Origin of the sequence: Polyangium jinanense, assembly GCF_028435265.1 — a bacterium.
Lineage (GTDB): Bacteria > Myxococcota_A > Polyangia > Polyangiales > Polyangiaceae > Polyangium > Polyangium jinanense.
This window is the reverse complement of the sequence record NZ_JAGTJK010000002.1, coordinates 507698-531981: the sequence shown is the minus strand read 5'-3', so window position 1 is coordinate 531981 and position 24284 is coordinate 507698. Positions and strand designations below refer to the sequence as shown.

Here is a 24284-nt window from a genome sequence, read left to right as displayed (position 1 = left end):
CCTTCCTCATTTGTAGAGCGTGACGGTATACGCGCGGGGCAATTCGGGGCCCTCGTCAGGGTCGAACGGGTGGCTCCGGTCGATGCTGCCTGCATTCACGCCGACGACCATGAGACCCGCGAGGCCACGCAGGTCGCGAATCGTGCGGCCTTCATGGGTCGCGCCGTTGATGCCGGCGAGGACCACACGGCCGGCCTCGGCGCCCGTGCGATCGATCTTCACGAGCGCCCAGTGGAAAAACACGCCGAGCTCCCAGTCCGCGGCGAACGTGATCTCGGCGTCCTCGGGCGCGCCTTGCAAATCGAGCCAGAGGTACGTCGCGCCGGTCGGCTCGATCGGTCGAAGCGGCGCGAGCCTGCGCGGCAGGGTGTCGTAGGTGACGGACCATTCGAAGCGCACGCGGCCGAAATCGCCGAACCGATCGACGTCCGCGAGGTGTCCGCCGTCGCTTCGTGAGCCGATGAAGGCGCGATCGATGGCAAAATCGAGGAGGAGGTCCTCGAAAGGTTTTTCGCGGGCCCGGGCATTGCTGCGCAAGGCGTCGAAGACGTCGGGCTCGTTGGCGAAATGAAGCGCGGAAGGCTCGGTGCGCTGGCCGGCGACGGCGAGGAGGCCAAAGAGGACACCGGAAGGTGTGCCGGTGCCGTAGTTCTCGTCGAGGAATCGCGTGAAGAGGAAGGCGCCCGTGGGTTCGTCGGGTGTTCCGAATGCGGTGATCGAGCGCTCGGGAGCGCGCTGGAAATCGTCAACGGCGGCGGCATCGACGAGGCCACAATCGACGATCGTGGCGGCGAGCTCCGCGGAGGCCATGCCGATGGCAGAAGGCTCGGCGCCCGCGTCGAGGCGGAGCACGGCGGCATGAGCGATCGCGCGCGTGATGGTTGCGTCGAATGCGCATCCGGCCGCAGGATCGGGCGGCGGCAGGACGGTAAACGCAGCGGCGCGGTCCCAGGCCCCACCCGTGGCAATGCCGTCGGGCACGGTGAACGGCGGGAGAGCGTCCTCGACGAGGTAGAGGTCGTACCGCGCATCGCCGCCGCGATCGTCGTCGGGCAAAGGGAGCGGCAAGCCGAGCGCGGCCATGGCGCGGAAAGAGCGTTCGGCGGAGGCGAGCGCGCGGAGGATCGAGCCCTCGGCCACGGAGGCGCCTGCGTGGACGCAGACGGGCGCGACGAAGGAACAGGCGGCCCTGGGGACCGAGGCGGCGGGCGGGCGCTCGCGGGCAGGAAGGACCGAGGGACCAGCGGGGCGAGCGGGAGCGGGGGCGGAGGCGGCAGCGGGCGCGGAGGCGGCAACCGCGGCGACCAGGAGGGCTGCCCACCCGATGAGCGCGCGCACGCGCAACAAGCGCGACGCCGCCATTTGACACCCCTCGGCGCGACGCCCTACAACCATGAAGTCCGAGCTCGTCGGGCTCCGAAGGCCGCTCGACACGGGTAGCGTATGTACACGAACGCGGGGACTTTGTCGTTCGACCTCGCCGAAGGGCTCGTGCGGCTCGGCGGAGAGGCGCGTCTCGTCGTGCCCGCCTCCGCACTCATGGCGCTCTGGGGCGGCGCGAGCCCCGCCGCGCGGCGCGTCTTCGGCCGCGCCCTCGGCGAGTCGATCGGTCGCGCCGCCGCCAAACGCCTCGCCCCCGAAGGCGCAGACCTGACGAGCGCAATGCTCGACGCGAGCCCCGAAGCCGCGCTCTCCGAGCTCTCCGCCGCATGGGCGCTCGCGGGGCTCGGCGCGCTCGACCTCGAGCGATGGGGCCGCGCGCTCGTGTTCGTCGTGGGGGGATCGCCGCTCGGCGCGGACGGTGACGAGCTCTGCGAGATCGCGCTCGAAGGCGCGCTGTCCATGGCGAGCGGCAAGAGCGCCCGGGTCGTGCGGATCGAGCGCATCGAGGCGCGCGCGCGGTTTTTCGTGAGCAACGCCGGCGCAACGGCGAGGATGCGCGCGGAGCTCGCGCAAGGCACGGTATGGGCCGAGGTGCTCGCCGAGCTCGACGGGCCCTCCTCCCGAGGTGACGCTTGAGCGACGACGACGACCAGGACTGGCCCGGCTCGCCGGATACGAAGGTTTCGAAGTCCACGCCGGACCTCGTGCCGCCCGCTTCGTCGCGACAACCGCGCTCGCTCAAGGACGAGCTGCCGCTCGACGACGCCTTGCCCGGCATCCTCGATCCCGATGCCGAGCCGCTGCCCGAGTCCGAGGAGCGCCCCCCGGCCTCGCGCAAGGTCGCGAGCGTGCGCGTGCCCGATGCGCGCGGCGACGAGCGCGTCGACGACTACTCGACCTGGGAGATCGACGGGCTCACGGCCGAGCCTCCGCCCACGCGCAAGGCCGGCTGGCTCGGCGTGGAGCGAAAGACGCCGGTCGAGGGCACACGCGTGCGCATCGAGCAGAACGCAGCCGCGGGGCCGAACGTCGTGCGGCGCGTGCTGCCTGAGGACGAGCTCGTCGCGCTCGGCTCTCCTGCACGCGCCCACCGTCCCGCGACGTTCGGCGAGCTGCTCGATGCAACGCTGTCTCTGGGTGACGAGGACGAAAGGGAGTGAGTCCCTCACCCCCAACCCCTCTCCCTCCGGGAGAGGGCGATCAGCCCTTCTTCGGCGGCTGCTGCGGCGACATGGTCCGCGCCATGAACGAGTAGACGTCCATCTTGTCGCGCGGCGCCTGCCCCTTCTCGGTGAGCTTCTGCGCGATGTCGTCGACGAGCGCGCGCATGCGCTCGTACGCGGCCGCGCTCGGCGCGCGCTCGTACTTGAGCGGGAAGCTCATCATCGCCGCCTGCTTCTCGTAGAACGACGGTTTTACGAACACGTGCTCCTCCGGGTTCATGAGCGCCGAGAGCACCGTGGCGAGCGGCCACGTCGCGAGCTTCGCCTTCCCGAGGACCGCGACGAGCCGATCGAAGCGCGCGTCGTACGCGTCGGATCCATGCAGCAGATCACGCACGGCCTCGGCGACGGCACGGTCGTGCTCGGCCGCCATCTTGCTGAACGGGATGATGTCGCCGAGCGGGTGCAAGAGGCCCGTCGCCGCCTTGTGAATCGTGCGAACGTTGGCCACGATCTCCGCGAACGCGCCGGCCTGGATCTGCTTGTCGAGCACGTCGCGCGAGAGGAGATCACGCGCCGTGGCCATCGCGATCGCGCGCGTGGCCTTGGCCTTCTTCGCCGTCGGGTTCGGGTCCTCGACGCCGCGCTCCTCCTTGGCGAAACGCGCGCTCGAGAAGCCGCCCGGGAAGATCTCGAGGAAAAGCGCGAACTGCGCGTCGAAGTTCGGCAGGACGGGCGCGACGGCCTTCTGCTTGGGCTTGCCCGACGGCGACCTCTGATCCTTGAGCCCGCGGACCTTCTTCTCGAGGGCGCGCGCCTCCGCGGCGCCGAGCGTGACCGGCTCGAGCTTCGACCAGAAGGCCTTGGCGATCGAGTGGCTCATGCCATCCTCGAAATCGTAAAAGCGCTTGTCGTCGCGTTCTTCCGAGAGATACCCGAGGCCCCACTCGGGACAGCCCGGGTGCTTGACGATCATCGGCGCGACGGCGGAGGCAGGGGGGACGTTCACGGTCATGGGCGGCCAGAGTAGCCCATGGGGAGCGCGGCGCACGCGCCGTCCGCGCTCAATTCAGCTCGCGCCCGCCCGGCGCGAGCGTGTGCCTCTGCATCGCGAGGACCTCAGCTACGCGGCGAACACGCGCACGCGGCGAGATTGTCTCGAGGATCGCTTGACGCTCACGCGCGTCGAGCACGAGATGGTGGGCGCAGAGATCGGCGAGCAAAGCCGGCTTCGCATCGCGCGGCAAGCGAAACTCGAAGCCGCGATCCCGCTCCCGTACGAACTGCGCGAACGACGTCGCGGTCGATACCAATGCCGATAGCTCGCTCTGCGTGATTTCTTCGTCCGGCGGAACGAGCACCTCCGCAGCCGCGCGCCGGTACGGCGGCTCGAACGGAAGCTCCGACAGACGCACCCGCACGCGGCCTCGGAGGAGGATGTTGTATCGACCGCCCGGAAGCTCGGTGTGGTCGAGGATCGTCCCGAGCCCAGCGACCTCGGCAATCTCGGGATGCCCGTGCGCGTCCACGGGGCGCTCGTTCGTGATCATGACGATCGCCATCGAGCGGTGCGTCTTCAGCACGTCGGCCACCATGGCGCGGTACCGCGGCTCGAAGATGTGCAGCGGCAGGAGCGCGCCCGGAAAGAGCACCGTGTTCGGCAGCGGGAAGAGGGGCAGCGCCGGGAGCGCCTCCAGCAGATCCGAAAGGGTGTTCATCGAACGAACGTAGCACGCACCACAGGCAGGGCGTACGAGGACGACCCCGAACGGACGAGCGTCAGCGGCCGAGCGCAGCGAGCGCGAGCGCGCGGCCGTCGCTCGTGGCGAACGATCCACCGAACGACAGGGTCTCCACGATCGCCCCGGTTTTCCGCTCGCCCCGCGAGACGAGGCAGGTGTGCGTGAGCGAGAGCTTGCAGAGCGCGCCCTTCGCTTCGAGCTCGCGGCCGATGAGGTCGACCACCGTGGCGCCGATCTGCTCCTGGAGCGTCAGCCTGCGCGCCACGACGTCGACGACGCGCGCGAGCGTGCCGATGCCCGCGACACGCGCGCCCGGCTGATACGCGACGATCGCCGAGCCAAACGCGGGCAAGAGGTGATGCGGGCAGATCGTCGTGACCGCGAGATCACGCACGACGACGATGCTCGTGCCCGTGTCGGTCACGCCGAGCGAGCCTTCACGCAGGACGGTGGCGGCGTCGATCGACTCGCCTTCGAGCAGGTCGTCGGCCCATGCATCGGCCACGCGTTCGCCCGTGCCCTCGAGCTCGCCCACGGGCTCGTGCCCGAGGGCACGCAGGAAATCTTCCACGGCCCGCGCGGCCGCTCTGCGATCGATCATGATGGTCAGTTATACAGCGGCTTCGAAGGGATCCCGATGGGCTTGCGCCCCGAAAACCCCTGGTCGAGCTCGTGCCAGTGCTCGACGGCACGCTCGCCGTACCGCCAGCAGAGCCAGACGTCGCGGCCCTCGATCTGCCCGAGGAAATCGCAAAGGCCGATGCGCGGATCCTTTACCGTCACGCCGAGCTCCTCGATGGCGCGCCAGCCGTCTTCGTAGACCAGAAGCTCCGCGCGGAGGGCTCGCTCCTCGGCGTCGAGCGTCTCTTCGCCCTCGATCATCACGAGCAGGCGACCGCCCTGGCCTCGCGCACGCATCGCGCGCAGGCGCTGGTCGATGTCGAACGCGCGGCGCATCTGCTCGCCGACGAGCAAGGACAGCCGCGGCACGAGCGCGTTCGCTTCCGCGGGCGTCCAGATCCGCCGGACGCTCAAGGGGACTCTTTCTCGCCCTCGGCCCCGCCCGGCTGCGCCAGCACCTTGCGCGCCTGATCGTGGTTGCACGGATTGATCGACCAGAGCACGCGCACGCTCCGCGGCAAGACCGGGTGCGACGTCATCACGGTGCACGTCTCGCAGGCCGTCGGGAACGCCTTCTCGTCCTCGCACTTCATGCAAGGCTCGACGATCTTCGTGGTCTCCTCGAGGTCGTCGCGCAGGCGGTTCAGGACCGCGAGCTTTTCCTTCAGCTCGTCGATGCGCGCGGCGAGGACCTTCGTGGCCTGCTGCGCGGCCGCCGACCCCGACGACGCCGTCTTCTTCACGTCGAGGATGGCCTTGATGTCGTCGAGCGACAGGCCGGCCATGCGCATGTCCGTCACGAGCATCAGCCGATCGAGCTCGGAGCGCTCGAAGAGCCGATGCCCGCCGTCGGTGCGCCGGGCGGGCCGCAAGATGCCTTCTTCCTCATAGAAACGCACCGTTCGCAGCGTGCTGTTCGACAGCCGCGCCATCTCACCGGTGGTCAAAAGCTGCGTTTCGCGCGGGCGGTCCGTCTCCGCAGGGGCACCCGCCACGGCGGGCGAATCGGTGCGCGGAGCAGGGGCATGAGGATCCACGGGTTTCGAGGGTACATGAGGTTACGTAACCGGCAAGGGGACTCGCCGCGTGGCCTTGCGTGTTTAGGTCCGCACATGCGGCGTTGTCGTTTCCCTCCGCGTTCGCGCGCGCCCGCTATGAACGACGGTTCTCACCCCGCGCGGCAAAGCACGAAACTCCGCATCGTCGCTTGAATTCGGCGGAGGCACGTCGCTTGCTCACGGGCTGGGCATGCACTTGCGCTTGCTCCCTCTCACGAGCCTCGCCGCGATCACGACCCTCGCCATGACCCAGCCCGCCGACGCGGCCGGCGCCTGGCTCCCGAGTGGAGAGGCCACGCCGATCGAGCAGCGCGTGGCCGTCGCCGTCGGCCCCACGCGCGTGGCGCTCTGGACGAGCCTCCGCGCATCGGCCGACAGCGGACCGTTCGGGATCATCGTGCCCGTCGCACCGGGCGCCGCGCTCGATCACAGCTCCGACGCGTGGCTCGAGGCCCTCAACGCCGCCACCGCGCCGCGCATCTTCCCGCCGACGGGCGTGACCCCGACGTGCCCCGGCGAAGACCCTTCGGGCGGATCGGATCCGTTCCACGTGACCGACGATCTCGGCGCGGTCGAGAGCCTCGCGCCCGTCGAATCGGTCCTCTTGCCGGACACGGCCGCGGTCCTCGCGTGGGCGAACCTGCATGGCTTCGACATCTCGCCCGACGTCGCCACCGCGCTCGACGACATGGCCGGAAAACGCTTCTTCGCCGAGCGCTTCAACGCGCCGAGCGCGCCGTTCGTCACGTCCACCTTGCGCGTCGTATCGGAGGCGGCAGACCCCGTGCTCCCGCTCGCCCTCACGCGCGCCGGCGCCGCGGATCTACGCGTGACAGCGTGGCTGCTCGGCAAGGGAAGGGCCGCTCTTTCGGGCAGCAAGCCGATCACGCTCACGACGAACGCTCTCTCCTGGGAGGCGGGCAACGACGCGTCGAACTACGCGGAGCTGCGCGAGCAGGAGCTCCTCGCCTGGGGCAAGAGCGCGGTGTTGATCGAGGCGGCGAGCCACGACGCGCTCGTGCGCAACGTGCCGATCGCAAACGGCACGGGCTCCGTCACGGGCGTGGTGACGAGTTTCTTCCAGCGCGCCGCGACGTACGGCGACGGCAACCCGAGCACGTCGGCTTGCATCACGACGGCTGCCATCGCGCTCGACGAATCTTATCCGGTGGCCGAGACGTGTCCGCGCGCCGGACTCGGCATCGTGGATGGTGGCCCCGCGTGTGTGGAGTCGCCCGCGGGTGCGGAGATCGATCCCGCGAAGCTGCGTTGCGGCGGCATCACGGACGATCTCGCCGTCGCGCTTTCCGGCATGGTCCCGAAGGACGCGGTGCTCACGCGCGCGACGCTGTTCATCGCGAAAAACGCGGCCGGCAGCACGTGGCCCGTGACGTTCGAGGCCGCGGCTTCGGACGTGGATCCCTTGCTCACTGCGACGAGCCTCGATCTCGCCTCCTGCAACAACAGCAGCAGCAGCACGACGGGCAGCGGCAGCAGCAGTTCGGGAGGGAACAATAGCTCGGGCGGGCAAGGTGCATCGAACGGCGTCGGCGTCGGCGGATCGGCCGGTTGGTACGACGACGACTACGACAGCGACGTCGCATGCTCCTGCGTGGGCACCGCGGATCCGGTGGTCCCCGACGACACGGGCAGCGGCGGCGATGACTACTACTACGACGACTCGTCCAGCGAGGACTGCAGCGGCGACACGACCGAGGACGATTACTACGACGACTCGTCCAGCGAGGACTGCAGCGGCGACACGACCGAGGACGATTATTACTACGACGACTCGTCCAGCGAGGACTGCAGCGGCGACACGTCCGAGGACGACTACTACGACGACTCGTCCAGCGAGGACTGCAGTGGCGACACGTCCGAGGACGACTCCTACGACGACTCCTACGACGACTCGTCCAGCGAGGGCTGCAGCGGCGACACCGACGACGACAGCGACAGCAGCGACAGCAGCGACTCGGACTGCAGCGGCGACACCGACGACGACAGCGACAGCAGCGACGACTGGGGCGACTGGGAAGAGGCGCGCAAGTCGAGCAGCGCAGCTCGACGCGTCGCGACGATCGACGTGTCCCACCGCGACGACGCGTCGTCGGTCGTGCGTCACGCGCCGGCGAAAAAGATGCGCAAGCGTGGGCCGAAGGCGTCCGTCATCACGCTGGGCTTGCTCGCCATCCTCGCGCCGCTTCGTCGCCTGGCGCGGCCCGATCGTTCACGGCGCAGCGCCAAGGACAAACCCCGGCGCGAACGTTCGTCGACTTGAGCAGGCGGCCTTGGTGCGTCGGCCTTTGCGCGCCGTTCTGCATGCCCGCTTCCGAGGCTGTCCGGGGCGAGCGGGCATGCGCCAAGGCACCGTTGGCTTGGCAGGAAAACGTCGGGCGATCCCCCGATGGGCCGTGTTGCCGTCTGGGCCGGCATGGTAGGATACGAGAACCATGCATCGCGCCGGGCGCCAGACTCGCGAGGCGGTACAGCGTCAACGCGGCACGGGCGAAGATCGCCCACACGCCCCACGAGTCACGAGATCCGATATGATCGATCGGCTCGGGATGCATGAACCCGCTCAACGAAGGATGGCGCCCGCGTGGACTCCCTGTTCGATCAAGTAGTCCAGCGTAGCGGCCTTTCGCCGGTATTCGCGAAGGGCACGATCCAGCGGGCGTTCGCGCGAATCGGCGTCGATGCCGCAAAGATGAAGCGCGACGATCTCGAGCGTGCGCTCCCCACGCTCCAGGCCGCGCTGGGCGTGTTCCTGCCACCGCAGGAGCTCAAGGAGCGCATCACGGACATCGGCAGGCTCTGCCGCTGATCGCGGAGCAGGGGGGCGCACGTGGGCGCCATCATCGACGCGCTAACCGACCTACAGCACGAGCACGGCTGGCTCGACGACGAGCGCCTCGCCGCGCTCGCACAGAAGCTCGGCGTTCCGCTCTACCGGCTCGAAGGGCTCGTCTCGTTTTACCCGCACTTCCGCCGAAAACCTCCGCCGCGCGTGGAGGTCGCGCTCTGCCGCGACGTGACGTGCAGGCTCGCCGGCGGCCGCGATTTTTTGGCGCGGGCGCGGCAGGTGGTCAGCGGCGATCCCTCGGTGGAAGTGCGCGAGGTGAGCTGCCTCGGCCGATGTGATCGAGCGCCGGCCGCCGCGCTGAACGAGCGACCGGTGTACGCCGGGGACCTCGACGCCTTCGCCATAGCCGTCCGCTGGGCCGACGAGCCGCGGCCCGAACGAGCACCCTCCCCGCCGTCGCGACGCTGGGCGAGTGATCCGTACGAGGACCAAGCATCCCGCTACGGCGTGCTCGCTTCGCTCCGCGGGGATGCGCTCGCGGGCGACCGCGTCCAGGCGACGCTCGAAACGAGCGGGCTGCGTGGCATGGGCGGCGCGGGGTTCCCCACGGGGCTCAAGTGGAAGCTCGTCCGCAAGGAGACGGCACGCCCGAAGTACGTCGTGTGCAACGCGGACGAGAGCGAGCCGGGCACGTTCAAGGACCGCGTGATCCTCGACGAGCTGCCGCACCTCGTGATCGAGGGCATGGCCATCGCGGCGCTCGTCGTCGGGGCCTCCGAAGGGATCGTGTTCATCCGCCACGAGTACGGTCCCGAGCGAGACAACCTCGCTCGCGCGATCGAGGAAGCACGGCAGCGCGGCGCGCTCGGTCCCGACGCGCTCGGACCAGGTTTGCCCTTCGACGTGCGGATTGCCGTCTCGCCGGGCGGATACATCCTCGGCGAGGAGACGGCGCTGCTCGAGTGCCTCGAAGACAACCGCGGCGAGCCGCGGAACAAGCCGCCGTTCCCCGGTCAGAAGGGGCTCTTCGGTCGGCCCACGCTGATCAACAACGTCGAGACGCTCTCGTACGTCCCGCTCATCGTGAAAGAGGGCGCCGAGGCGTGGAAGGCGCGCGGCGTGCGGGGCTCGGGTGGGCTCAAGTTCATCGCGCTCTCGGGTGACGTCGCAAAGCCAGGCGTCTATCAGGTGCCCATGGGCACGACGATCGGCGAGCTCATCGCGATGGCCGGCGGCACGAAGGACGGAAAGCCCATCCTCGCGATCGCGCCCGGCGGCGCCTCGTCGAACTTTTTGCGCGCGGATGCCGTGGACGCGCCGCTCGACTTCGACGCGCTCCAGAAGCGCGGATCGATGCTCGGATCGGGCGCGGTGCTCGTGGTGTGCGAAGGGGCGGACATCGTGGATCTCGTCACGAACGTCGTGGCGTTCTTCCGCAACGAGTCGTGCGGCAAGTGCGTGCCGTGCCGCGTGGGCACGGAGAAGGCCGTCGCGATCCTCGAAGAAGCCGTGCTCGGACGCGGGAAGAAGCGTCACCTCGTGGTGCTGTCCGAGCTTGCCGAGACGCTCGCCGACACCTCGATCTGCGGCCTCGGTCAGGTCGCGATCGCGCCGTTCCTCTCCGTCCTGCGCGCCTTCGAGGACGACGTGCGCGCGCGCTTCCCGGAGGATTGATCGAGCCATGGGCGTGCGAGACGTGCGCATGCGCGGCTTCCGGAAGCGCGCGAGCGTCGAGGAGGCGGTTGCGACGCTCGCGTCGCGCACAGGCGAGCTCGAAGCCGAGCGCGTACGCGTCACGGAGGCGGCCGGGCGTGTGCTCGCGGAAGACGTGGCCGCCGCCGCGAGCGTGCCGCACTTCCGCCGCGCCGCGATGGATGGATGGGCCGTCGTCGGAGAGTCGACGTTCGGGGCGAGCACGTACGCGCCCGTCTCGCTCGTGCTGATCGGCGAGGCGAGGCCGGGAAGGCCGTTCGCAGGCGCGCTCCGTCGCGGCGAGGCCGTGCGCATCACGACGGGTGCGCCGGTGCCCGAAGGCGCGGACGCGATCCTCATGGCCGAGCGCGCTGAGGAGATCACGCGGGACGGTCAGACGATCGTCTCCGTCGCGGAGCCCGTGTCGCCCGGCAAGCACGTGAGTGGGATCGGCGAGGACGTGCCGGCCGGGACGATCGTGGCGCGGCGAGGCCGCAAGCTCCGGCCGCAGGACGTGGGCCTTCTGGCGAGCGTCGGCGCGGGCCTCGTGCCGGTCGTGCGCAGGCCCCGCGTGCGGGTCGTGATCACGGGGGACGAGCTACTCGCGCCGGGCAGCATGCCCGAGGGATCGTGCATCGTGGACTCGAACAGCGTGGTGCTCGCGGCGCTCGTCGCGCGGGACGGCGGCGCGCTCTCGCCCACGGTGCGCGCGGTCGATCGGTACGAGCTCGTGCGCGACGCGATCGCCGGGGGCGACGAGGACGTCGTGCTCGTCTCCGGCGGCTCGTCCGTGGGCCCCGAGGATCACGCGCCGCTCGCGCTCGCCGAGATCGGCGAGGTCACGGTGCACGGCGTGGCGATGCGCCCGTCGAGCCCGGCCGGCTTCGGCTTCGTCCCCGGCCGCGATCGCCCGCGCCCCGTCTTCCTCCTGCCGGGCAACCCGGTCTCTTGTTTGTGTGCGTACGAGTTCTTTGCAGGTCCAACGATCCGCGCGTTCGGCGGCCTGCCTCGCGCATGGCCTCACGCGCGTGGAAAGGGCCGGCTCGTCGCGAAGATCGTCTCCGAGCTCGGCCGCGTGGATTACGTCCGCGTGCAGTACGACGGCGCGCTCGTGACGCCGCTCATGACGAGCGGCGCGTCGATTCTCTCCTCCACGACCCGCGCGGACGGCGTCGTGCTCGTCCCGGCCGGCAGCGAGGGCCATGGCGAGGGCGAGGAGGTCGAGGTCTTCCTGTACGATTGACCTCGGGGGGGCGTCGTGAAGCAAGCGCAGTTCCTCAACGTCGTGGACCGGGACGAGGCCGAGCGGCGCTTCCGCGCGGCGATCGGCGAGCTCGGCGCGATCGGCATCGAGGTCGTCCCGCTCGACGCGGCGCTCGGGCGCTTGCTCGCCGAGGACGTCGCGAGCCCCATCGACGTGCCCGGCTTCGATCGCTCGAACGTCGATGGATACGCGGTGCGCGCCGCCGACACCTTCGGCGCGAGCGAACACGAGCCGCGTCGGCTCCGACGCTTGCCCGCGGTCGTCGCGATGGGCCGCATTCCCGACGTCACCGTCGAGCCGGGCACGGCCCTCGCGATCCCCACGGGCGGCGCCGTGCCGCGCGGCGCCGACGCGATCGTCATGGTCGAGCATACGCTCCTCGACGGCGACGACGTGCTGATCACGAAGGCCACGATCCCCGGCCGATGGATCACCTACGCGGGCACCGACGTCGCGCAGGGTGAGGTCGTGCTTCGCGCGAAGGAGCGGCTCACCTCGCGGGAGACGGGCGTCCTCGCGGCGATCGGCCTCGACCGTGTCGCCGTGCTCGCACGGCCTCGCGTGGCGATCCTCTCGACGGGCGACGAGATCGTTCCGCCGGGTCGACCTCTCCCGCCGGGCTCTGTCTACGATTCGAATGCGCGCATCCTCGCCGACGCCGTCCGCGAAGCCGGCGGCGAGCCGATCCTCGCCGGCATCGTGCCCGATGACGAAACCTCCGTGCGCGAAGCCCTCGCGCGTTGCCTCGCCGAAGCGCACGTCGTGCTCCTCTCGGGCGGCACCTCGAAAGGACCCGGCGACCTCAACGCGCGTGTCCTCGCCGAGGCCCTCGAACCGCCCGGCATCGTCGTGCACGGCGTCGCGCTCAAGCCTGGCAAACCTCTCTGCCTCGCGGTCTCCGCCGGCAAACCCGTCGTCGTCCTCCCTGGCTTTCCGACCTCGGCGATCTTCACGTTCCACGAGTTCGTCGCGCCCGTCATCCGCGCCTTCGCGGGCCTCTCCGAGCGCGCGGACGACACGGTCGCGGCGCGCTTGCCGTTCCGCGTCACGAGCGAGCACGGCCGCACGGAGTACGTGCTCGTGCGCCTCGTCCCGGACGAGCACGGCGAGCGCGTCGCGTATCCCATCGGCAAGGGCTCGGGCTCCGTCACCACGTTCTCGCAAGCCGACGGCTTCTTCATCGTCGACGAGCACGTCGAGATGCTCGACGCCGGCGACACCGTCGTGATCCACCCCATCGCCGGATCCCGCCCGCGGCAGGTCGATCTCGTCGTCATCGGCAGCCATTGCGTCGGCCTCGACGTCCTGCTCGGCCGCCTGGCCGCGCGTGGCATCACGAGCAAGCTCATCGCCGTCGGCAGCGAAGCCGGCCTCGCGGCCGTGCGCCGCGGCGAATGCGACCTCGCCGGCGTGCACCTCTACGACCCGAACACCGGCACCTACAACGAACCCTTCCTCAGCCCCGGCATCGAGCTCATCCGCGGCTACGGCCGCATGCAAGGCGTCGTCTTCCGCCCCGGCGATCCGCGCTTCGAGGGCAAGCGCGCCGAGGACGCCGTCCGCGAGGCCGCGTGCGCCGAAGGCATCGTGATGATCAACCGAAACCGCGGCAGCGGCACCCGCGCGCTCTACGATCGCCTCCTCGGCGATGCGCGCCCCGCCGGCCACTCCGTCGAGGCCTCGTCCCACCGCGCCGTCGCCGCGGCCGTCGCGCAAGGCCGCGCCGATTTTGGCATCGCGATCGACATCGTCGCGCGGGATCGTGGCCTCGGCTTCCTTCCGCTCGGCGAGGAGCGCTTCGACTTCGTCGTCCCCAAAAACCGCCTCGCCCGTCCCGCCGTGCGCGCCTTCCTCGCCGAGCTCGCATCCGAACCGGCCCGCGCCGCGCTGCGCGACCGAGGACTCCTCGCATGAGCGGAGGCGTCATCCCCAGCCTCGGCGCCGTCGTCCTCGCGGGCGGCCGCAGCAGCCGCATGGGCCGCCCCAAGGCCTGGCTCCCCTTTGGCGACGAGGTCCTCCTCCAGCGCGTCGTGCGTCGCCTCGTCGACGTCGCCGCGCCCCTCGTCGTCGTCTGCGCCCCTGGGCAAGCGCTCCCACCTCTCCCGCCCGACGTCGCCATCGCCGAAGACCCCGTCGAGGGCCGCGGACCTCTCCAGGGCATCGCGGTCGGCCTCGCGGCGCTCGCCGGCAAAGCGGACGCCGCATACGTCTCCTCCACCGACGCGCCTTTCGTGGATCCCGCGCTCGTGCGTTTTCTCTGGGATCTCCGTGGCTCTGCGCACGACGTCGCCGTTCCTCGCGCCGGCGGCCATTACCACCCGCTCGCGGCCGTCTACGGCGTCTCGGTAAAATCCGAGATCGACCACCTCCTCGCTGAAGATCGACTCCGCCCGTTTTTCCTGTTCGAGCGCGTGCGCACCCTCGTCGTCCCCGAAGATCGGCTCCGCGAGGCGCCGGGCCTTTCCCTTTCCGGCGACGAAATCCTCGCCTTGCGAAACCTCAACACGCCCGACGACTGGCGCGCGGCGCTCGACGTCGCGGGCCTGCCGCGGCCGAGCGATCCGGCTTGAGCGAAGGACGGATGCCAGCCACGCTACGCCCGATGCAAAGGGACCAAGCCGAGACGACCGACCTTCCCCCCGCGGCCGAGGCGCCTCTGCCCGATCCCTATGCCGACCCCGCGCCCGCCGCGGGCCCGCTCCGGTGGCAGAAAAACCTGCTCCTCCTCGTCCTGACCATCGCCTCGACGCTCGTCACCTTCGCCCTCTCGAACGGCCTCGTCCCCGAGGGAGCGCCGTTCGCCGAGCAGCTCCGCGGCGTGCTTCGCGCGTGGACTTATACCGTTCCGCTCATGGCCATCCTGCTGACGCACGAGCTCGGCCATTACTTCGCGGCGCGCCTCCACAAAGTCCCCGCCTCGCTCCCTTTTTTCATTCCCCTCCCGCTCCTGAGCCCGTTCGGCACGATGGGCGCGGTCATCGGCATGAGCGGCCGCATCAAGAGCCGCAATGCCTTGCTCGACATCGGCGCGGCCGGCCCGCTCGCCGGGCTCCTCGTCGCCATTCCGGTGATCCTCTACGGCCTGCGCACCTCGCCCGTCCTGCCCATTCCCGAGGAGGGCATCCAGGAGGGGCAATGCCTCCTCTATTTCGCCCTGAAGCGCCTCGCCCTCGGCACAATTCCCCCGGGGCACGACGTCTTCCTCAATGGCCCCGCGTTCGCCGGCTGGGTCGGGCTCTTCGTCACCATGTTGAACCTCGTCCCCGTCGGCCAGCTCGACGGCGGGCACATCGCGTACGCCCTCTTCGGCGAAAAGCAAAATCGTTATGCCCGGATCGTCCACGTGACGATGCTCGGCATGTTCCTCCTGAACCTCGCCCGCTTCCTGCCCCCGGCGCTGCGGGCCGGCGAGGGCATCGGCGACGCGGTCGGCAATTCGATCTCGTGGCTCGTGTGGTTCGTCCTGGTCCACCTGCTCGGCCGGCTCGGCGGCAAGGACCATCCCCCGACGGAGCCCGGCGAGCTCTCGCCCGTGCGCCGCGGCATCGCGGTCCTCTCGCTCGTCGTCTTCGTCCTGCTCTTCATGCCCACGCCCTGGTCGAAGTATTGAAATGAGCTTCGCCTCCCCCGCCCCACTCTTCGCGCTCGCGCTGCTCGTCACGGGTTGTAATGTTCTCGGACACACGCAGCTCGGGCCGACGGTAGCGTCGCGCGACGGCACGCCCGTGGGCGGCGTCGAGGCAAACGCGAACATGTACGTGGACATGCAGCCCGCGGACGACCTCACCAACCGCAGGCCGCTCGCCGAGACCGCGCGGCGGTGGGGCCTCGCTTCGGGGGCCTACCTGCGCGGATCGCCGCTCGGGTTCGGCCTCGGAATGCGGCCGGGGATTTTCGTGGGCTCGACGGACGCGAAACTAGCGATCCTCGGGACCGCCGGCCTCTCCCTCGGATTGCAGACCCTCGAAGACGCCACGTACGGAAACGTCGGCCTGTACGGAATGCTCGCGGCCGGGATCCCCGTGCGCAAGACCTACGATCCGAAGGCCCTCGTTCTGTGCCGCTCGCTCACCTACGTCACGATCGGCCTACAAGGAAACCTCGACCGTTTGCCGGCGCTGGAGGAGTCCATCGGGACCCTCGGCCTCCTCGTGGGCATCCTCGGGCTCGAGGACTCCGGCGCGCCCTCCGACCGCAAGAATCCCGACGTGGACTGCCCGCGCTGACGCCTCACCCCGCCGCGCGCCGGCGGAGCCCCGCACGCGGCCGCCCCATGCGCCGCGCCCGGGCCACACGCGCGCCCGTCATATGCGCGTCCGCGGCGGAACCGGGCCCGTAACACTCCTCGTCGTCCTCGAAATCGGCCAAGACAAACTCGACGAACGTCACGCTCTCCATGTATTCGTTCGTCGTAAAAGACCAGGGATCGGCCGGGACGGGCCTCCGTTCGTGGCGGGGATTGAATGGACGGCGGCGAATGTGAGGTGCAAGAAAGCGCATGTCGTTCTCTCGAAGGTAAGACGTGACAGCTCTAAGTACGTATCAAGAGATGCTGCTCGTGCCCTTTTCGCTCGCGGCCGCGTCGCGAAAAGGGCACGCGAAATTCAAGGCTTCGCTTTGACCGCCTCCGCCATCGCCTCGACGAGCGACCTCGTAGGCGGAGGCACCGAGGGCGTCGGCTCCTCTTCGGCCTCCGCCGCGGGCGCAGGCGCGGGCGCCTTCGCGACGGGCGCCGCATTCCGATTCGCCCGGGGCGCGTGGCTCTGCCAGCTCGGCGCGGGCATCGGCGTAGGCTTCGCGTCGGGGAGCGTCTTCACCGGCTCCTCCGCGCGCGGCGGCGTCATCGCCAGCTGGAAGTTCGTGGCGATCCGATGCGCCCGCTCCGTCGCGTCCGGCAACACCTTGCCCGCGAGCTCCGGCGCCGACAGCGACGAACGCCCCGACCGCGCCGCTCGCTCCTCGCCGACCTTGTACCCCATCACGAGCGACCCGCCCACGGCCACCGCCAGGAGCATCCGGTCGAACGTGATCGGCCGCGGACGCGACGAGGTCGGCTCCCGCTCGCGCGGGGCGTCGCTGCTCGCCGGGGTCGGCGGTGGCGGTGGCGCCGCCGCGCGCGCCGGGAACAGGTCGATGCCGCGGATCGCCGCGCGGATGCTCATCGACACCTCGCCGAAATCGGGCGGCGGTGGCGGCAGCTTCGACGAACGCGACTGGTCCGCGAGCTCCTGCAGATCATCAATCCGATCCCGCACGCTCCGCGGCCCCTCGCGGCCCTTGCCGGGCGCCCAGTTGCATGTCGGATCGTCGTCCGAGTTGTCCGTTCGACTCCGAAAACGCACGGCAAACACCTCCGACACACACCGGGGACAGATCGTCCCCTCCGTCCCCGGGCGTTCGCCCTCCCGGGTCCCCCCACAGACGCTGCAACTCGAACTCATTGGATCCCCCCGAATCCAAGCCGTAGGATCAGCTAGTGCCTCATGTTACCAACTTGAAGCGAACGCGCATGTCCATTCGATGCGCCGAGCTCAGCGAGGGTCGCGACAAAAGGTGCTTGCTCGGGGCGGACGCACGCGTTTCGCGCGGGGCGTGAAACTCGCGCATGACGCGGTGCATGTGCTAGGAAGGCCGCGCTTCTACGAATTGGAGGAAAAAAGAATGGGACTTTCCGATGCGCTCGCGGACAAGGACAAGAAGGGTCGGATCATCTCCGACTGCGCCACGCTGATCGACGAAGAGGTCGCGTCGAAGGGGCTCGCCGCGTTGCCGCTGAAGGCCGGTTACAAGGCGATCAAGGGCATCAAGCCCGGCTTCATTCCGCACGTCATCGAGTCGCTCCTGCCCGAGATGGCCACGAAGGTGGACCCGATCTGGGCCGAGGGCGTCTCCGCCGGCAATCCCGTCAAATTCTTCCAGGACAACCGCGGGCGCGTCGCGGACGCCCTGCTCTCCGTGACCGACGCGAAATCGAAAAACGCGAAAAACGCGCTCGTCCGTTCGACCTACGAATCGCTGCGCGGCACGGCCAAGAAGCACGTCGAGGAGGCCATCCCGCGCCTCTCGAAGGTCATCGAAAAGTACGCCTGATTCTCGGAAGGGGGCTGTCGCCACAGCGTAGCGCCGGGGTTTCACCCCGGGCCCGACCAGGGGCTCTTCGCCCCTGGACCCGAACCAGGGCGCAGCCCTGGACCTTTGGTGCATCAACCGCGATGCGGTCGATGCAAAAGGCAGCCTCTCAGGCCACCTGCGCCGTGCGGGGAATGTCCGGCTCGACGAAGCACCAGCGTACGTCGGACCGGCGGTTGCGCAGCGACGCCTCGAACTCGTTGATCGCCGCGCAGACCTCGTTCGTGGTCACGCCGTCGTAGAAGCTCACCTTCACGCAGACGAGCACCTCGCCAGGCCCTTGCTGCACCGTGATCACGTGCAGCACCCGATCGATCTTCGGGTGCGCCGCGACCGTCTGCCGCACCGCCACCTCGACCTCCGGATCAGCCGACTCGCCGATCAGGAGCGACATGATCTCCACCGCGAGGAAGACCGCCACCGCCACGAGCACGAGCCCGATCGCGATGCTGCCGATCGCGTCCCACTTCGGATCGTGCGTGAGCCACGCCGCCGTCAGCGCGAGCGACGCGAGGATCAAGCCGAGCGAGGCCGCCGCGTTCTCGCCGAAGACGACGACGAGGTCCGAGTCCTTCGTGTCCTTCAGGTACTGGAAGAACGGCTTCTGCCCGCGGCGCTTGTTCATCTCGCGGATGTTCGAAAGCGTCGCGCCGCCCTCGAGCAGCAGGGAAAACCCGAGGATGCCGAGGCCGAGGTGCACCTTCTCCACGGGCTCGGGGTGGCCGAGCTTGTGGATCCCTTCGTAGATCGAGAACACGCCGCCGCCCGAGAACAGGAGCAGCGCGACGAGGAACGACCAGAAGTAGAGCGAGCGCCCGTAGCCGAGCGGGTGCGACGCGTCCGGCTTCTTCCGCGCCCGGTTCACGCCAAGCAGGAGCAGGAGCTGATTGCCGCAGTCCGCCGCCGAGTGCAGCGTCTCGGCGAGCAGCGCGCCCGAGCCCGTCAGGAACGCGACCACGCCCTTGCCCGCCGCGATGGCGAGGTTGGCGAGCAGCGACTGGACGATATGGGAGGTCGAATGGTCTTCCGACGACGACACGGGAGCCCTTGTATCACGAGCAGGCCCCGAAAAAGAAAACCCCCAGCAGGCCGAAGCATGCTGGGGGTTTTTGCTTACCGCGATCTACGTCAGTCGCGCTTCGAGGGCGGGTCGCCGAACGACCGCTGGAAGAGCTCCTCGATCGCCTGCTTGCCGTCGTCGGTCAGGTTCTGCGTGCCGATGCCAGCGAAGGCCTCGCTCTTGATCATCGGCAGCGTCGCCATCTCCCACGCCGTCCCGCTCCAGCGGAACCAGGTCCGCTTCTGCTGATCGAAGACGTAGAGCGGCTTCTTCCAGAGGCGCGCGAGCTCCGCGCCCCAGCCCGTGCCGCCGCGCACGGTGCCATCGTCCTGGATCTGGCCGACGACGAACACCTCGCGCGCCGCGTTGATCTGGTACCAGATCGTCTGCAGCACGTTGCGCACCAGCGGGATCTCGCTGAGCACGCGGCCGAGGCGCTTCGACACGTAGACCAGGCTGAAGTCGCCGCGGCGCAGGTCCGCCTCGCTCAGCACCTGCACGCCGCGCGTGCGCTCGCGCAGCGTGTGGCCCTCGAAGCTGTAGTTCGTCTCCGTGAGGCCCCAGCGCTCCGCACACGCGCCGAACGCCGCCTCCGCGCCCTTCGCGCCGCCCGAGTACAGGCGGAAGCGCTTGGCATCGCGCGGGCGCTCGGAGGCCGGCGGGATGTCCGCGTCGATGATCCGCATCGTGTGCGGCTCGAGGCGGAGCGAGAGATCGGCGATCTCCTTGTTGTCGTGATCCTTCAACAGGCGCAGGCGCACGACGTCCTTCTCGGGGTCGAGGAAGACCACGACGCCGAGTTTGTCGAAGAACCGATCGACCGGCGCGGGCGCCGAGCCCGCCGTCGCCTCGCCGGCCTTCGTCGTCGTCGAGAGCCAGAGCTCGGCCGAGTGATCCCGCGCGAGCGCGCTCAGCGTGTCGATCATCGCCTCGGTCGCGTGCGCGCAGTCGAAGCCGTCGACGATGATCACGTCCGGCGAGAAGTGCGCGATCTCGCGGGCGAACGCCACGGTGTCGACGAGCTTCTTCATCGACGACGACGCGCCCTCGGTCGTGTTCGCGTGACCGAGGAGCGAGAAGATCAGCCGGTGACGCTCCAGATCGAGGCGCACGGACTCGGGCTCGGCGAGCTTCGTGTACGTGGCGATGTCGTGGAACAGCTCGTCGTAGTAAGCGCGCACGTGATCGACGGCGTGCTCCGTCGAGATGTGCAGCACGCGCCGGTCACGCAGCAGATCGTCCAGCGCGATCTGCACGAGGAGCGCCGTCTTGCCGACGCCCGCGCGCGAGAGAACGACGCCCACGTTCCCGCGGCCCAGGCCGCCGTGCATCGACTTCTCGAAGACCCGCATGGGGCTCCGCTCGTTGACCTCTTTGCGGTACATCGGTGCCCTCACTTCCCCTTCTTCGCCTGCTCTTCTTTGTGCTTCTTGATGAGCTCCTCCGCGATCGCTCCGGGGACCGGAGCGTACCGGGAGAACTCCATGGTAAACTCAGCTTTGCCCTGCGTCGCGGAGCGAAGGATGGTCGAGAACCCGAACATCTCGGCGAGGGGGACCTCTGCCTCGACGCGGCAGAAGCCGTCCGACTCCGTCGTGCCGATGATGATGCCGCGGCGCTGCATCAGGATGCCGACGACGCCGCCCTGGAACTCGCTCGGGCTCTCGGCGGCCACCTTCATGAGCGGCTCGAGGATCTGCGGACCCGCCTTCGGGTAGGCCTCACGCCACGCGCCGCGCGCTGCCTCCTGGAACGCGATGTCCGAGGAGTCGACCGCGTGGGCCGCACCGTCGTTGATCGTCACGCGCACGCCCGTCACGGGCGCCTGCATGACGAGGCCCTTCGCGAGCATCGAGCGGAAGCCCTTGTCGCAGGAGGGGATGAACTCCTTCGGGATCGAGCCGCCCGTGATGTCGTCGACGAACTCGTACGCCTCGTCGCAGGGCTCCATGAAGCCCGCGACCTTGCCGTACTGACCCGAGCCGCCGGTCTGCTTCTTGTGCGTGTAGTTGAAATCGATCCTGCGCGTGATCGTCTCGCGGTACGCGACGCGCGGCGGGCTCGTCACCACCTCGGCCCCGTACTCGCGCTTCATGCGCTCGATGTACACGTCGAGGTGCAGCTCGCCCATGCCGTGGATGACCGTCTCGTTCGTCTCGGGATCGCTGCCCACGCGGAAGGTCGGGTCCTCCTTCGTGAAGCGCTTCAGCGCCTTCGACATGTTGACCTGCGCCTTGTTGTCCTTCGGCGTCACGGTCAACGAGATGACCGAATCGGGCACGTGCATGCTCGTCATGGCCACGCTGAGCGTGCCGTCGGTGAACGTGTCACCCGAGTTGCAGTCGACGCCGAACATCGCGACGATGTCGCCGGCGCCCGCGTTCTCGATGTCCTCCATCTCGTCGGCGTGCATGCGGACGAGGCGGCCGACCTTGTGGCGCTTGCCCGTGCGCGTGTTCGTGATCTCCTTGCCCTTCGAGATCGTGCCCTGGTAGACGCGCAGGTACGAGAGCTGGCCGAAGCGGCCGTCCTCGAGCTTGAACGCGAGCATGACGAGCGGTTTGTCCGCGTCGCTCTCGAGCGTGATCTTCGCCTCGTCCTTCTCCAGGTCGACGGCGTGGTTCGTGATGTCCGTCGGGCAGGGCAGGAACTTCGTGACCCCGTCGAGCAGGAGCTGCACGGCCTTGTTCTTGTAGGCCGAACCCATCATCACGGGCACGATCTTGAGGTTCACCGTGGCCGAGCGGACAGCCTTGTTGATGAGGTCCTCGGTGACCTTCTCCTCGAGCATCGCCTCGGTGAGCTCGTCGGAGAACATGCTCAGCGAGTCGAGCATCTCCTCGCGGCACTTCTGCGCCTCGGCCTGCATGCCGGCCGGAATGTCCGACTCGAGGATCTTCTCGCCGTTCGCGCCTTCGAACCGGAACGCCTTCATCTTGATCAGGTCGACGACGCCCTCGAACTTGTCCTCGAGGCCGATCGGGAGCTGCAAGAGCACCGGGTTCAGGTTGAGCTTCTCGCGGAGCTGGTCGCGCGCGCGGAGCGGGTTCGCGCCAGCGCGGTCACACTTGTTGACGAACGCGATGCGCGGGACGCCGTAGCGGCGCATCTGGCGATCGACCGTGAGCGACTGCGACTGCACGCCTGCGACCGAGCAGAGCACCAGGATCGCGCCATCGAGCACGCGGAGCGAACGCTCGACTTCGATGGTGAAGTCGACGTGGCCGGGCGTGTCGATGATGTTGATCTGGGTGTTGCCCCAGGTGCAGTGCGTGGCCGCGGACTGGATGGTGATCCCGCGCTCGCGCTCGAGGTCCATCGAGTCCATCTTCGCGCCGACGCCGTCCTTGCCCTTCACGTCGTGAATGGCGTGGATCCTCTTCGTGTAGAAGAGGATGCGCTCGGTCAGCGTGGTCTTCCCCGAGTCGATGTGGGCGCTGATTCCTATGTTCCTGAGCCTGGACAGATCGCTGATCACGAAGAGGACTCCTGCCGCCTACCGGGGGAGGGCGGCTCTCGGCAAAAAACGCGGCGCGCTATAATCGGTAGCCGGCGGTCACGCCAGAGGAAAGTGGACTGGCGTGCCGGCTGACACCGTCTCGTCACGCCGGTGAGGGACGAGTTTCCCTTCTTTTCTGGCTCGCCCACCGCATCGAAGGGCGCTCGACGAGCACCCACGATGCGTAGCCCACGATCACCGAGGCGACCAGCGCGAACGACGCGGTCCGCGCGAGGTTCTTCCAAGTTGGCGGCGCCGAGGGTTCGAGATCCGAGAGCCCGAGCGCGAGCTGATGAAAGAGAAACACCCCGTAGCTCACGATTCCAACGAAGGCGAGCGGGCGCGGCGCGACGATCACGAGCGCGCGGCCGCGGCAGAGGACCGCCGAAAGAACGAGCGCCGCCGTCACGAGCGAGAGCAGCGCATACGGCGCGCCGCCGCCCGGTTCGAGGTAATGAAGCCCCTCGAGCCGGAACGCGATCACGAGCGCGGGCACGCACGCGGCGAGCGCATACGGCGCGCATGCGGCCGCGCGCTCGGATCGTGAAAGCGTGACGAACGCCCGCGCCGCGAGCGCGCCGAGCACGAACTGATCGAGCCGGCTCGGGATCCACCGCCGCTGCGTCGCTTCGAGCAGCCCCGTGTGGATCCCCGGTTCGAGCACGATCGCGTGGAGCAGCATGCGCACGAGCCAGCTTGCGATCACGATCCCCGCGCCGATCCAGAGCGCGCGCCGGCCCTCCTTGAGGACGAGGGGCGCGAGCCACGGAAAGACCAAATAAAAGCACGCCTCCGTGGTGAGCGACCACGTCGCCCCGATGATCACGATCCCGCCTGGCGACACATATCCTTGGAGCACCAACAGATGCGCGGCGAGCGAGGCGGCGAACGAGGGCGCGCCGAGCACGCCGCGATGAAAGGCGAGCGTCACCACGAGCGCGACCCAGTACGCGGGCAGGATGCGCGCCGCGCGCCGGAGCAAGAAGTCGCGCGGGGTTTGTCCTCCAGAACGGATCCACGAGAGCCCGAGCGAAAAGCCCGAGAGCACGAAGAAGAGATCGACGCCCCACCACGCGTGGTGGAGCACCGTCAGGATCCACGGCACGAGCGGCGCCGGCGCGCGCGCCTCCACCGCGCCGCGCACGAGCGGGAGGAATCGATCGCCGAGGTGCTGGACGAAGACGGCGAGGATCGCCACGCCGCGCAGCGCGTCGAGCTGCGGCAAGGACGGGCCCGCGCTCGGCGCCGGCCTCTCGAGGGTGAGGGGCATGCGGGCAAACCCGCGCTAGCGAGGCTGGATGCGGGCGAGGCCCACGGTGTCGTCCCACTCGTCGCCGTAGCCCTCGAAGTGGATGCGGTAACGCTCCTGCCCCACGATGCCGACGATCACGGCCGGGTACATCGTGCCGTGCCACTCGACGCGCACGCGATCGCCGATCTTGTAGATGTTCGTCTGTGCCGCGGCGAGCGCCTTCGCGCGCACCTTCTGCGGCGGCTCGGGGTGCACGATCGTGCCCTCGGCCAAACCCCTCACGCGTTCGCGCGGCACGACCTCGTCCCAGATCGCGTCGTACCCCTCGTAGTGGACCTTGAACTTCGTCGGCCCCTGGGTCTCGAGGATGACCGCCGGGTAGACGTTCTGTTCCCACTCGACGAGAATTTTATCTCCCACGGCATAACGCGTCTTGCAGCCCGACGAGAGGGCGGCCAGAAGCGCGAGGGAGAGCACCGAGGACCGAACGAAAGCCATGACGCGGAGTTCGAGCGTCCGAGAGACGCCTCCGGCGGCGTAGATACTCCCGAGGAGCAAGGCTTTCAAGCGCGTGGACCTGTGCGTCACCAAGGTACGCTGGCGCTATATCTTCTC

The 24284-nt window shown here is 69.1% G+C and carries 24 protein-coding genes; 11 read left to right on the top strand and 13 right to left on the bottom strand.

Features of this window, described 5'->3' with window-relative positions; all coding sequences use genetic code 11:
* Positions 1-6: 6 nt before the first annotated feature.
* Entirely contained in the window at positions 7-1434 is a 1428-nt protein-coding gene (locus KEG38_RS06600; RefSeq protein ID WP_272418206.1) for a hypothetical protein, read from the bottom strand.
* A 9-nt stretch (positions 1435-1443) separates the two neighbouring features.
* Between KEG38_RS06600 and KEG38_RS06595 the strand changes: the two genes are divergently transcribed.
* Both KEG38_RS06595 and KEG38_RS06590 read left to right on the top strand, forming a co-directional pair.
* Positions 1444-2019 (top strand): hypothetical protein, encoded by a 576-nt coding sequence (locus KEG38_RS06595; protein ID WP_272418205.1) that lies wholly within the window; start codon positions 1444-1446, stop codon positions 2017-2019.
* The gene (locus tag KEG38_RS06590) at positions 2016-2543 is read left to right on the top strand and encodes a hypothetical protein (protein WP_272418204.1); all 528 of its coding nucleotides are present in this window, start codon (positions 2016-2018) and stop codon (positions 2541-2543) included. The genes KEG38_RS06595 and KEG38_RS06590 overlap by 4 nt, the downstream gene beginning before the upstream one ends.
* 40 nt (positions 2544-2583) lie before the next feature.
* Here the strand turns inward: KEG38_RS06590 and KEG38_RS06585 are convergent, their stop codons facing one another.
* The 5 genes from KEG38_RS06585 to KEG38_RS06565 all read right to left on the bottom strand — a co-directional run bounded on the left by KEG38_RS06585 (position 2584) and on the right by KEG38_RS06565 (position 5904).
* The gene (locus tag KEG38_RS06585) at positions 2584-3561 is read right to left on the bottom strand and encodes a hypothetical protein (protein ID WP_272418203.1); all 978 of its coding nucleotides are present in this window, start codon (positions 3559-3561) and stop codon (positions 2584-2586) included.
* Positions 3562-3610: 49 nt separating this feature from the next.
* Positions 3611-4264 carry an LON peptidase substrate-binding domain-containing protein gene (locus KEG38_RS06580; RefSeq protein ID WP_272418202.1) on the bottom strand — a complete coding sequence of 218 codons (654 nt, stop codon included), beginning with the start codon at positions 4262-4264 and terminating at the stop codon, positions 3611-3613.
* A gap of 61 nt (positions 4265-4325) precedes the next feature.
* Positions 4326-4889: a GTP cyclohydrolase I gene (gene folE, locus KEG38_RS06575; RefSeq protein WP_272418201.1), complete on the bottom strand. Its 564-nt coding sequence runs from the start codon at positions 4887-4889 to the stop codon at positions 4326-4328.
* 5 nt (positions 4890-4894) lie between these two features.
* Positions 4895-5323, bottom strand: a complete 429-nt coding sequence (locus tag KEG38_RS06570) for a DUF2203 domain-containing protein (protein ID WP_272418200.1) — start codon at positions 5321-5323, stop codon at positions 4895-4897.
* A complete protein-coding gene (locus KEG38_RS06565) occupies positions 5320-5904 on the bottom strand; it encodes a helix-turn-helix domain-containing protein (protein ID WP_272418199.1) in 585 nt (194 codons plus the stop codon). The genes KEG38_RS06570 and KEG38_RS06565 overlap by 4 nt, the downstream gene beginning before the upstream one ends.
* Before the next feature lie 253 nt (positions 5905-6157).
* Between KEG38_RS06565 and KEG38_RS06560 the strand changes: the two genes are divergently transcribed.
* The 8 genes from KEG38_RS06560 (at position 6158) to KEG38_RS06525 (ending at position 15955) form a co-directional block, all read left to right on the top strand.
* On the top strand, positions 6158-8248 hold the full coding sequence (locus KEG38_RS06560) for a DUF2330 domain-containing protein (RefSeq protein ID WP_272418198.1): 2091 nt from the start codon (positions 6158-6160) through the stop codon (positions 8246-8248).
* 321 nt (positions 8249-8569) lie between these two features.
* Entirely contained in the window at positions 8570-8794 is a 225-nt protein-coding gene (locus tag KEG38_RS06555; protein WP_136928993.1) for a hypothetical protein, read from the top strand.
* Between the two features lie 21 nt (positions 8795-8815).
* A complete protein-coding gene (locus KEG38_RS06550; RefSeq protein WP_272418197.1) occupies positions 8816-10447 on the top strand; it encodes an NADH-ubiquinone oxidoreductase-F iron-sulfur binding region domain-containing protein in 1632 nt (543 codons plus the stop codon).
* 7 nt (positions 10448-10454) lie between these two features.
* Positions 10455-11708 carry a molybdopterin molybdotransferase MoeA gene (locus KEG38_RS06545; protein ID WP_272418196.1) on the top strand — a complete coding sequence of 418 codons (1254 nt, stop codon included), beginning with the start codon at positions 10455-10457 and terminating at the stop codon, positions 11706-11708.
* Between the two features lie 15 nt (positions 11709-11723).
* A complete protein-coding gene (locus KEG38_RS06540; protein WP_272418195.1) occupies positions 11724-13643 on the top strand; it encodes a molybdopterin biosynthesis protein in 1920 nt (639 codons plus the stop codon).
* Positions 13640-14299 carry a molybdenum cofactor guanylyltransferase gene (gene mobA / locus KEG38_RS06535; RefSeq protein ID WP_272418194.1) on the top strand — a complete coding sequence of 220 codons (660 nt, stop codon included), beginning with the start codon at positions 13640-13642 and terminating at the stop codon, positions 14297-14299. The genes KEG38_RS06540 and mobA overlap by 4 nt, the downstream gene beginning before the upstream one ends.
* Before the next feature lie 32 nt (positions 14300-14331).
* Positions 14332-15339 carry a site-2 protease family protein gene (locus KEG38_RS06530; protein WP_272418193.1) on the top strand — a complete coding sequence of 336 codons (1008 nt, stop codon included), beginning with the start codon at positions 14332-14334 and terminating at the stop codon, positions 15337-15339.
* Position 15340: 1 nt separating this feature from the next.
* The gene (locus tag KEG38_RS06525) at positions 15341-15955 is read left to right on the top strand and encodes a hypothetical protein (RefSeq protein ID WP_272418192.1); all 615 of its coding nucleotides are present in this window, start codon (positions 15341-15343) and stop codon (positions 15953-15955) included.
* Between the two features lie 4 nt (positions 15956-15959).
* Here the strand turns inward: KEG38_RS06525 and KEG38_RS06520 are convergent, their stop codons facing one another.
* Positions 15960-16229 (bottom strand): hypothetical protein, encoded by a 270-nt coding sequence (locus tag KEG38_RS06520; RefSeq protein WP_272418191.1) that lies wholly within the window; start codon positions 16227-16229, stop codon positions 15960-15962.
* Between the two features lie 104 nt (positions 16230-16333).
* On the bottom strand, positions 16334-17071 hold the full coding sequence (locus KEG38_RS06515) for a hypothetical protein (protein ID WP_272418190.1): 738 nt from the start codon (positions 17069-17071) through the stop codon (positions 16334-16336).
* A 319-nt stretch (positions 17072-17390) separates the two neighbouring features.
* Between KEG38_RS06515 and KEG38_RS06510 the strand changes: the two genes are divergently transcribed.
* Complete coding sequence (locus KEG38_RS06510) at positions 17391-17819, top strand: DUF6918 family protein (protein WP_272418188.1); 429 nt, start codon at positions 17391-17393, stop codon at positions 17817-17819.
* A 148-nt stretch (positions 17820-17967) separates the two neighbouring features.
* Here the strand turns inward: KEG38_RS06510 and KEG38_RS06505 are convergent, their stop codons facing one another.
* The 5 genes from KEG38_RS06505 to KEG38_RS06485 all read right to left on the bottom strand — a co-directional run bounded on the left by KEG38_RS06505 (position 17968) and on the right by KEG38_RS06485 (position 24167).
* Positions 17968-18897 (bottom strand): cation diffusion facilitator family transporter, encoded by a 930-nt coding sequence (locus KEG38_RS06505; RefSeq protein ID WP_272418187.1) that lies wholly within the window; start codon positions 18895-18897, stop codon positions 17968-17970.
* 89 nt (positions 18898-18986) lie between these two features.
* On the bottom strand, positions 18987-20303 hold the full coding sequence (locus tag KEG38_RS06500; RefSeq protein WP_272418185.1) for a hypothetical protein: 1317 nt from the start codon (positions 20301-20303) through the stop codon (positions 18987-18989).
* Positions 20304-20311: 8 nt separating this feature from the next.
* Positions 20312-22396, bottom strand: coding sequence for an elongation factor G (gene fusA / locus KEG38_RS06495; RefSeq protein ID WP_272418184.1), 2085 nt, complete (start codon positions 22394-22396; stop codon positions 20312-20314).
* Positions 22397-22520: 124 nt separating this feature from the next.
* The gene (locus KEG38_RS06490) at positions 22521-23687 is read right to left on the bottom strand and encodes an acyltransferase family protein (RefSeq protein ID WP_272418183.1); all 1167 of its coding nucleotides are present in this window, start codon (positions 23685-23687) and stop codon (positions 22521-22523) included.
* Positions 23688-23702: 15 nt separating this feature from the next.
* Positions 23703-24167, bottom strand: coding sequence for a Tudor-knot domain-containing protein (locus KEG38_RS06485; RefSeq protein ID WP_272418182.1), 465 nt, complete (start codon positions 24165-24167; stop codon positions 23703-23705).
* Between the last annotated feature and the right edge of the window lie 117 nt (positions 24168-24284).

Excerpts from the sequence above, each read along its gene's own strand:
- folE (WP_272418201.1), bottom strand. The coding sequence starts at position 4,889 with ATGATCGATCGCAGAGCGGCCGCGCGGGCCGTGGAAGATTTCCTGCGT.
- KEG38_RS06485 (WP_272418182.1), bottom strand. The coding sequence starts at position 24,167 with ATGGCTTTCGTTCGGTCCTCGGTGCTCTCCCTCGCGCTTCTGGCCGCC.
- KEG38_RS06510 (WP_272418188.1), top strand. The coding sequence starts at position 17,391 with ATGGGACTTTCCGATGCGCTCGCGGACAAGGACAAGAAGGGTCGGATC.
- KEG38_RS06530 (WP_272418193.1), top strand. The coding sequence starts at position 14,332 with ATGCAAAGGGACCAAGCCGAGACGACCGACCTTCCCCCCGCGGCCGAG.
- KEG38_RS06500 (WP_272418185.1), bottom strand. The coding sequence starts at position 20,303 with ATGTACCGCAAAGAGGTCAACGAGCGGAGCCCCATGCGGGTCTTCGAG.
- KEG38_RS06560 (WP_272418198.1), top strand. The coding sequence starts at position 6,158 with ATGCACTTGCGCTTGCTCCCTCTCACGAGCCTCGCCGCGATCACGACC.
- KEG38_RS06520 (WP_272418191.1), bottom strand. The coding sequence starts at position 16,229 with ATGCGCTTTCTTGCACCTCACATTCGCCGCCGTCCATTCAATCCCCGC.
- KEG38_RS06595 (WP_272418205.1), top strand. The coding sequence starts at position 1,444 with ATGTACACGAACGCGGGGACTTTGTCGTTCGACCTCGCCGAAGGGCTC.
- KEG38_RS06545 (WP_272418196.1), top strand. The coding sequence starts at position 10,455 with ATGGGCGTGCGAGACGTGCGCATGCGCGGCTTCCGGAAGCGCGCGAGC.
- KEG38_RS06580 (WP_272418202.1), bottom strand. The coding sequence starts at position 4,264 with ATGAACACCCTTTCGGATCTGCTGGAGGCGCTCCCGGCGCTGCCCCTC.
- KEG38_RS06490 (WP_272418183.1), bottom strand. The coding sequence starts at position 23,687 with ATGCCCCTCACCCTCGAGAGGCCGGCGCCGAGCGCGGGCCCGTCCTTG.
- KEG38_RS06525 (WP_272418192.1), top strand. The coding sequence starts at position 15,341 with ATGAGCTTCGCCTCCCCCGCCCCACTCTTCGCGCTCGCGCTGCTCGTC.
- mobA (WP_272418194.1), top strand. The coding sequence starts at position 13,640 with ATGAGCGGAGGCGTCATCCCCAGCCTCGGCGCCGTCGTCCTCGCGGGC.
- KEG38_RS06585 (WP_272418203.1), bottom strand. The coding sequence starts at position 3,561 with ATGACCGTGAACGTCCCCCCTGCCTCCGCCGTCGCGCCGATGATCGTC.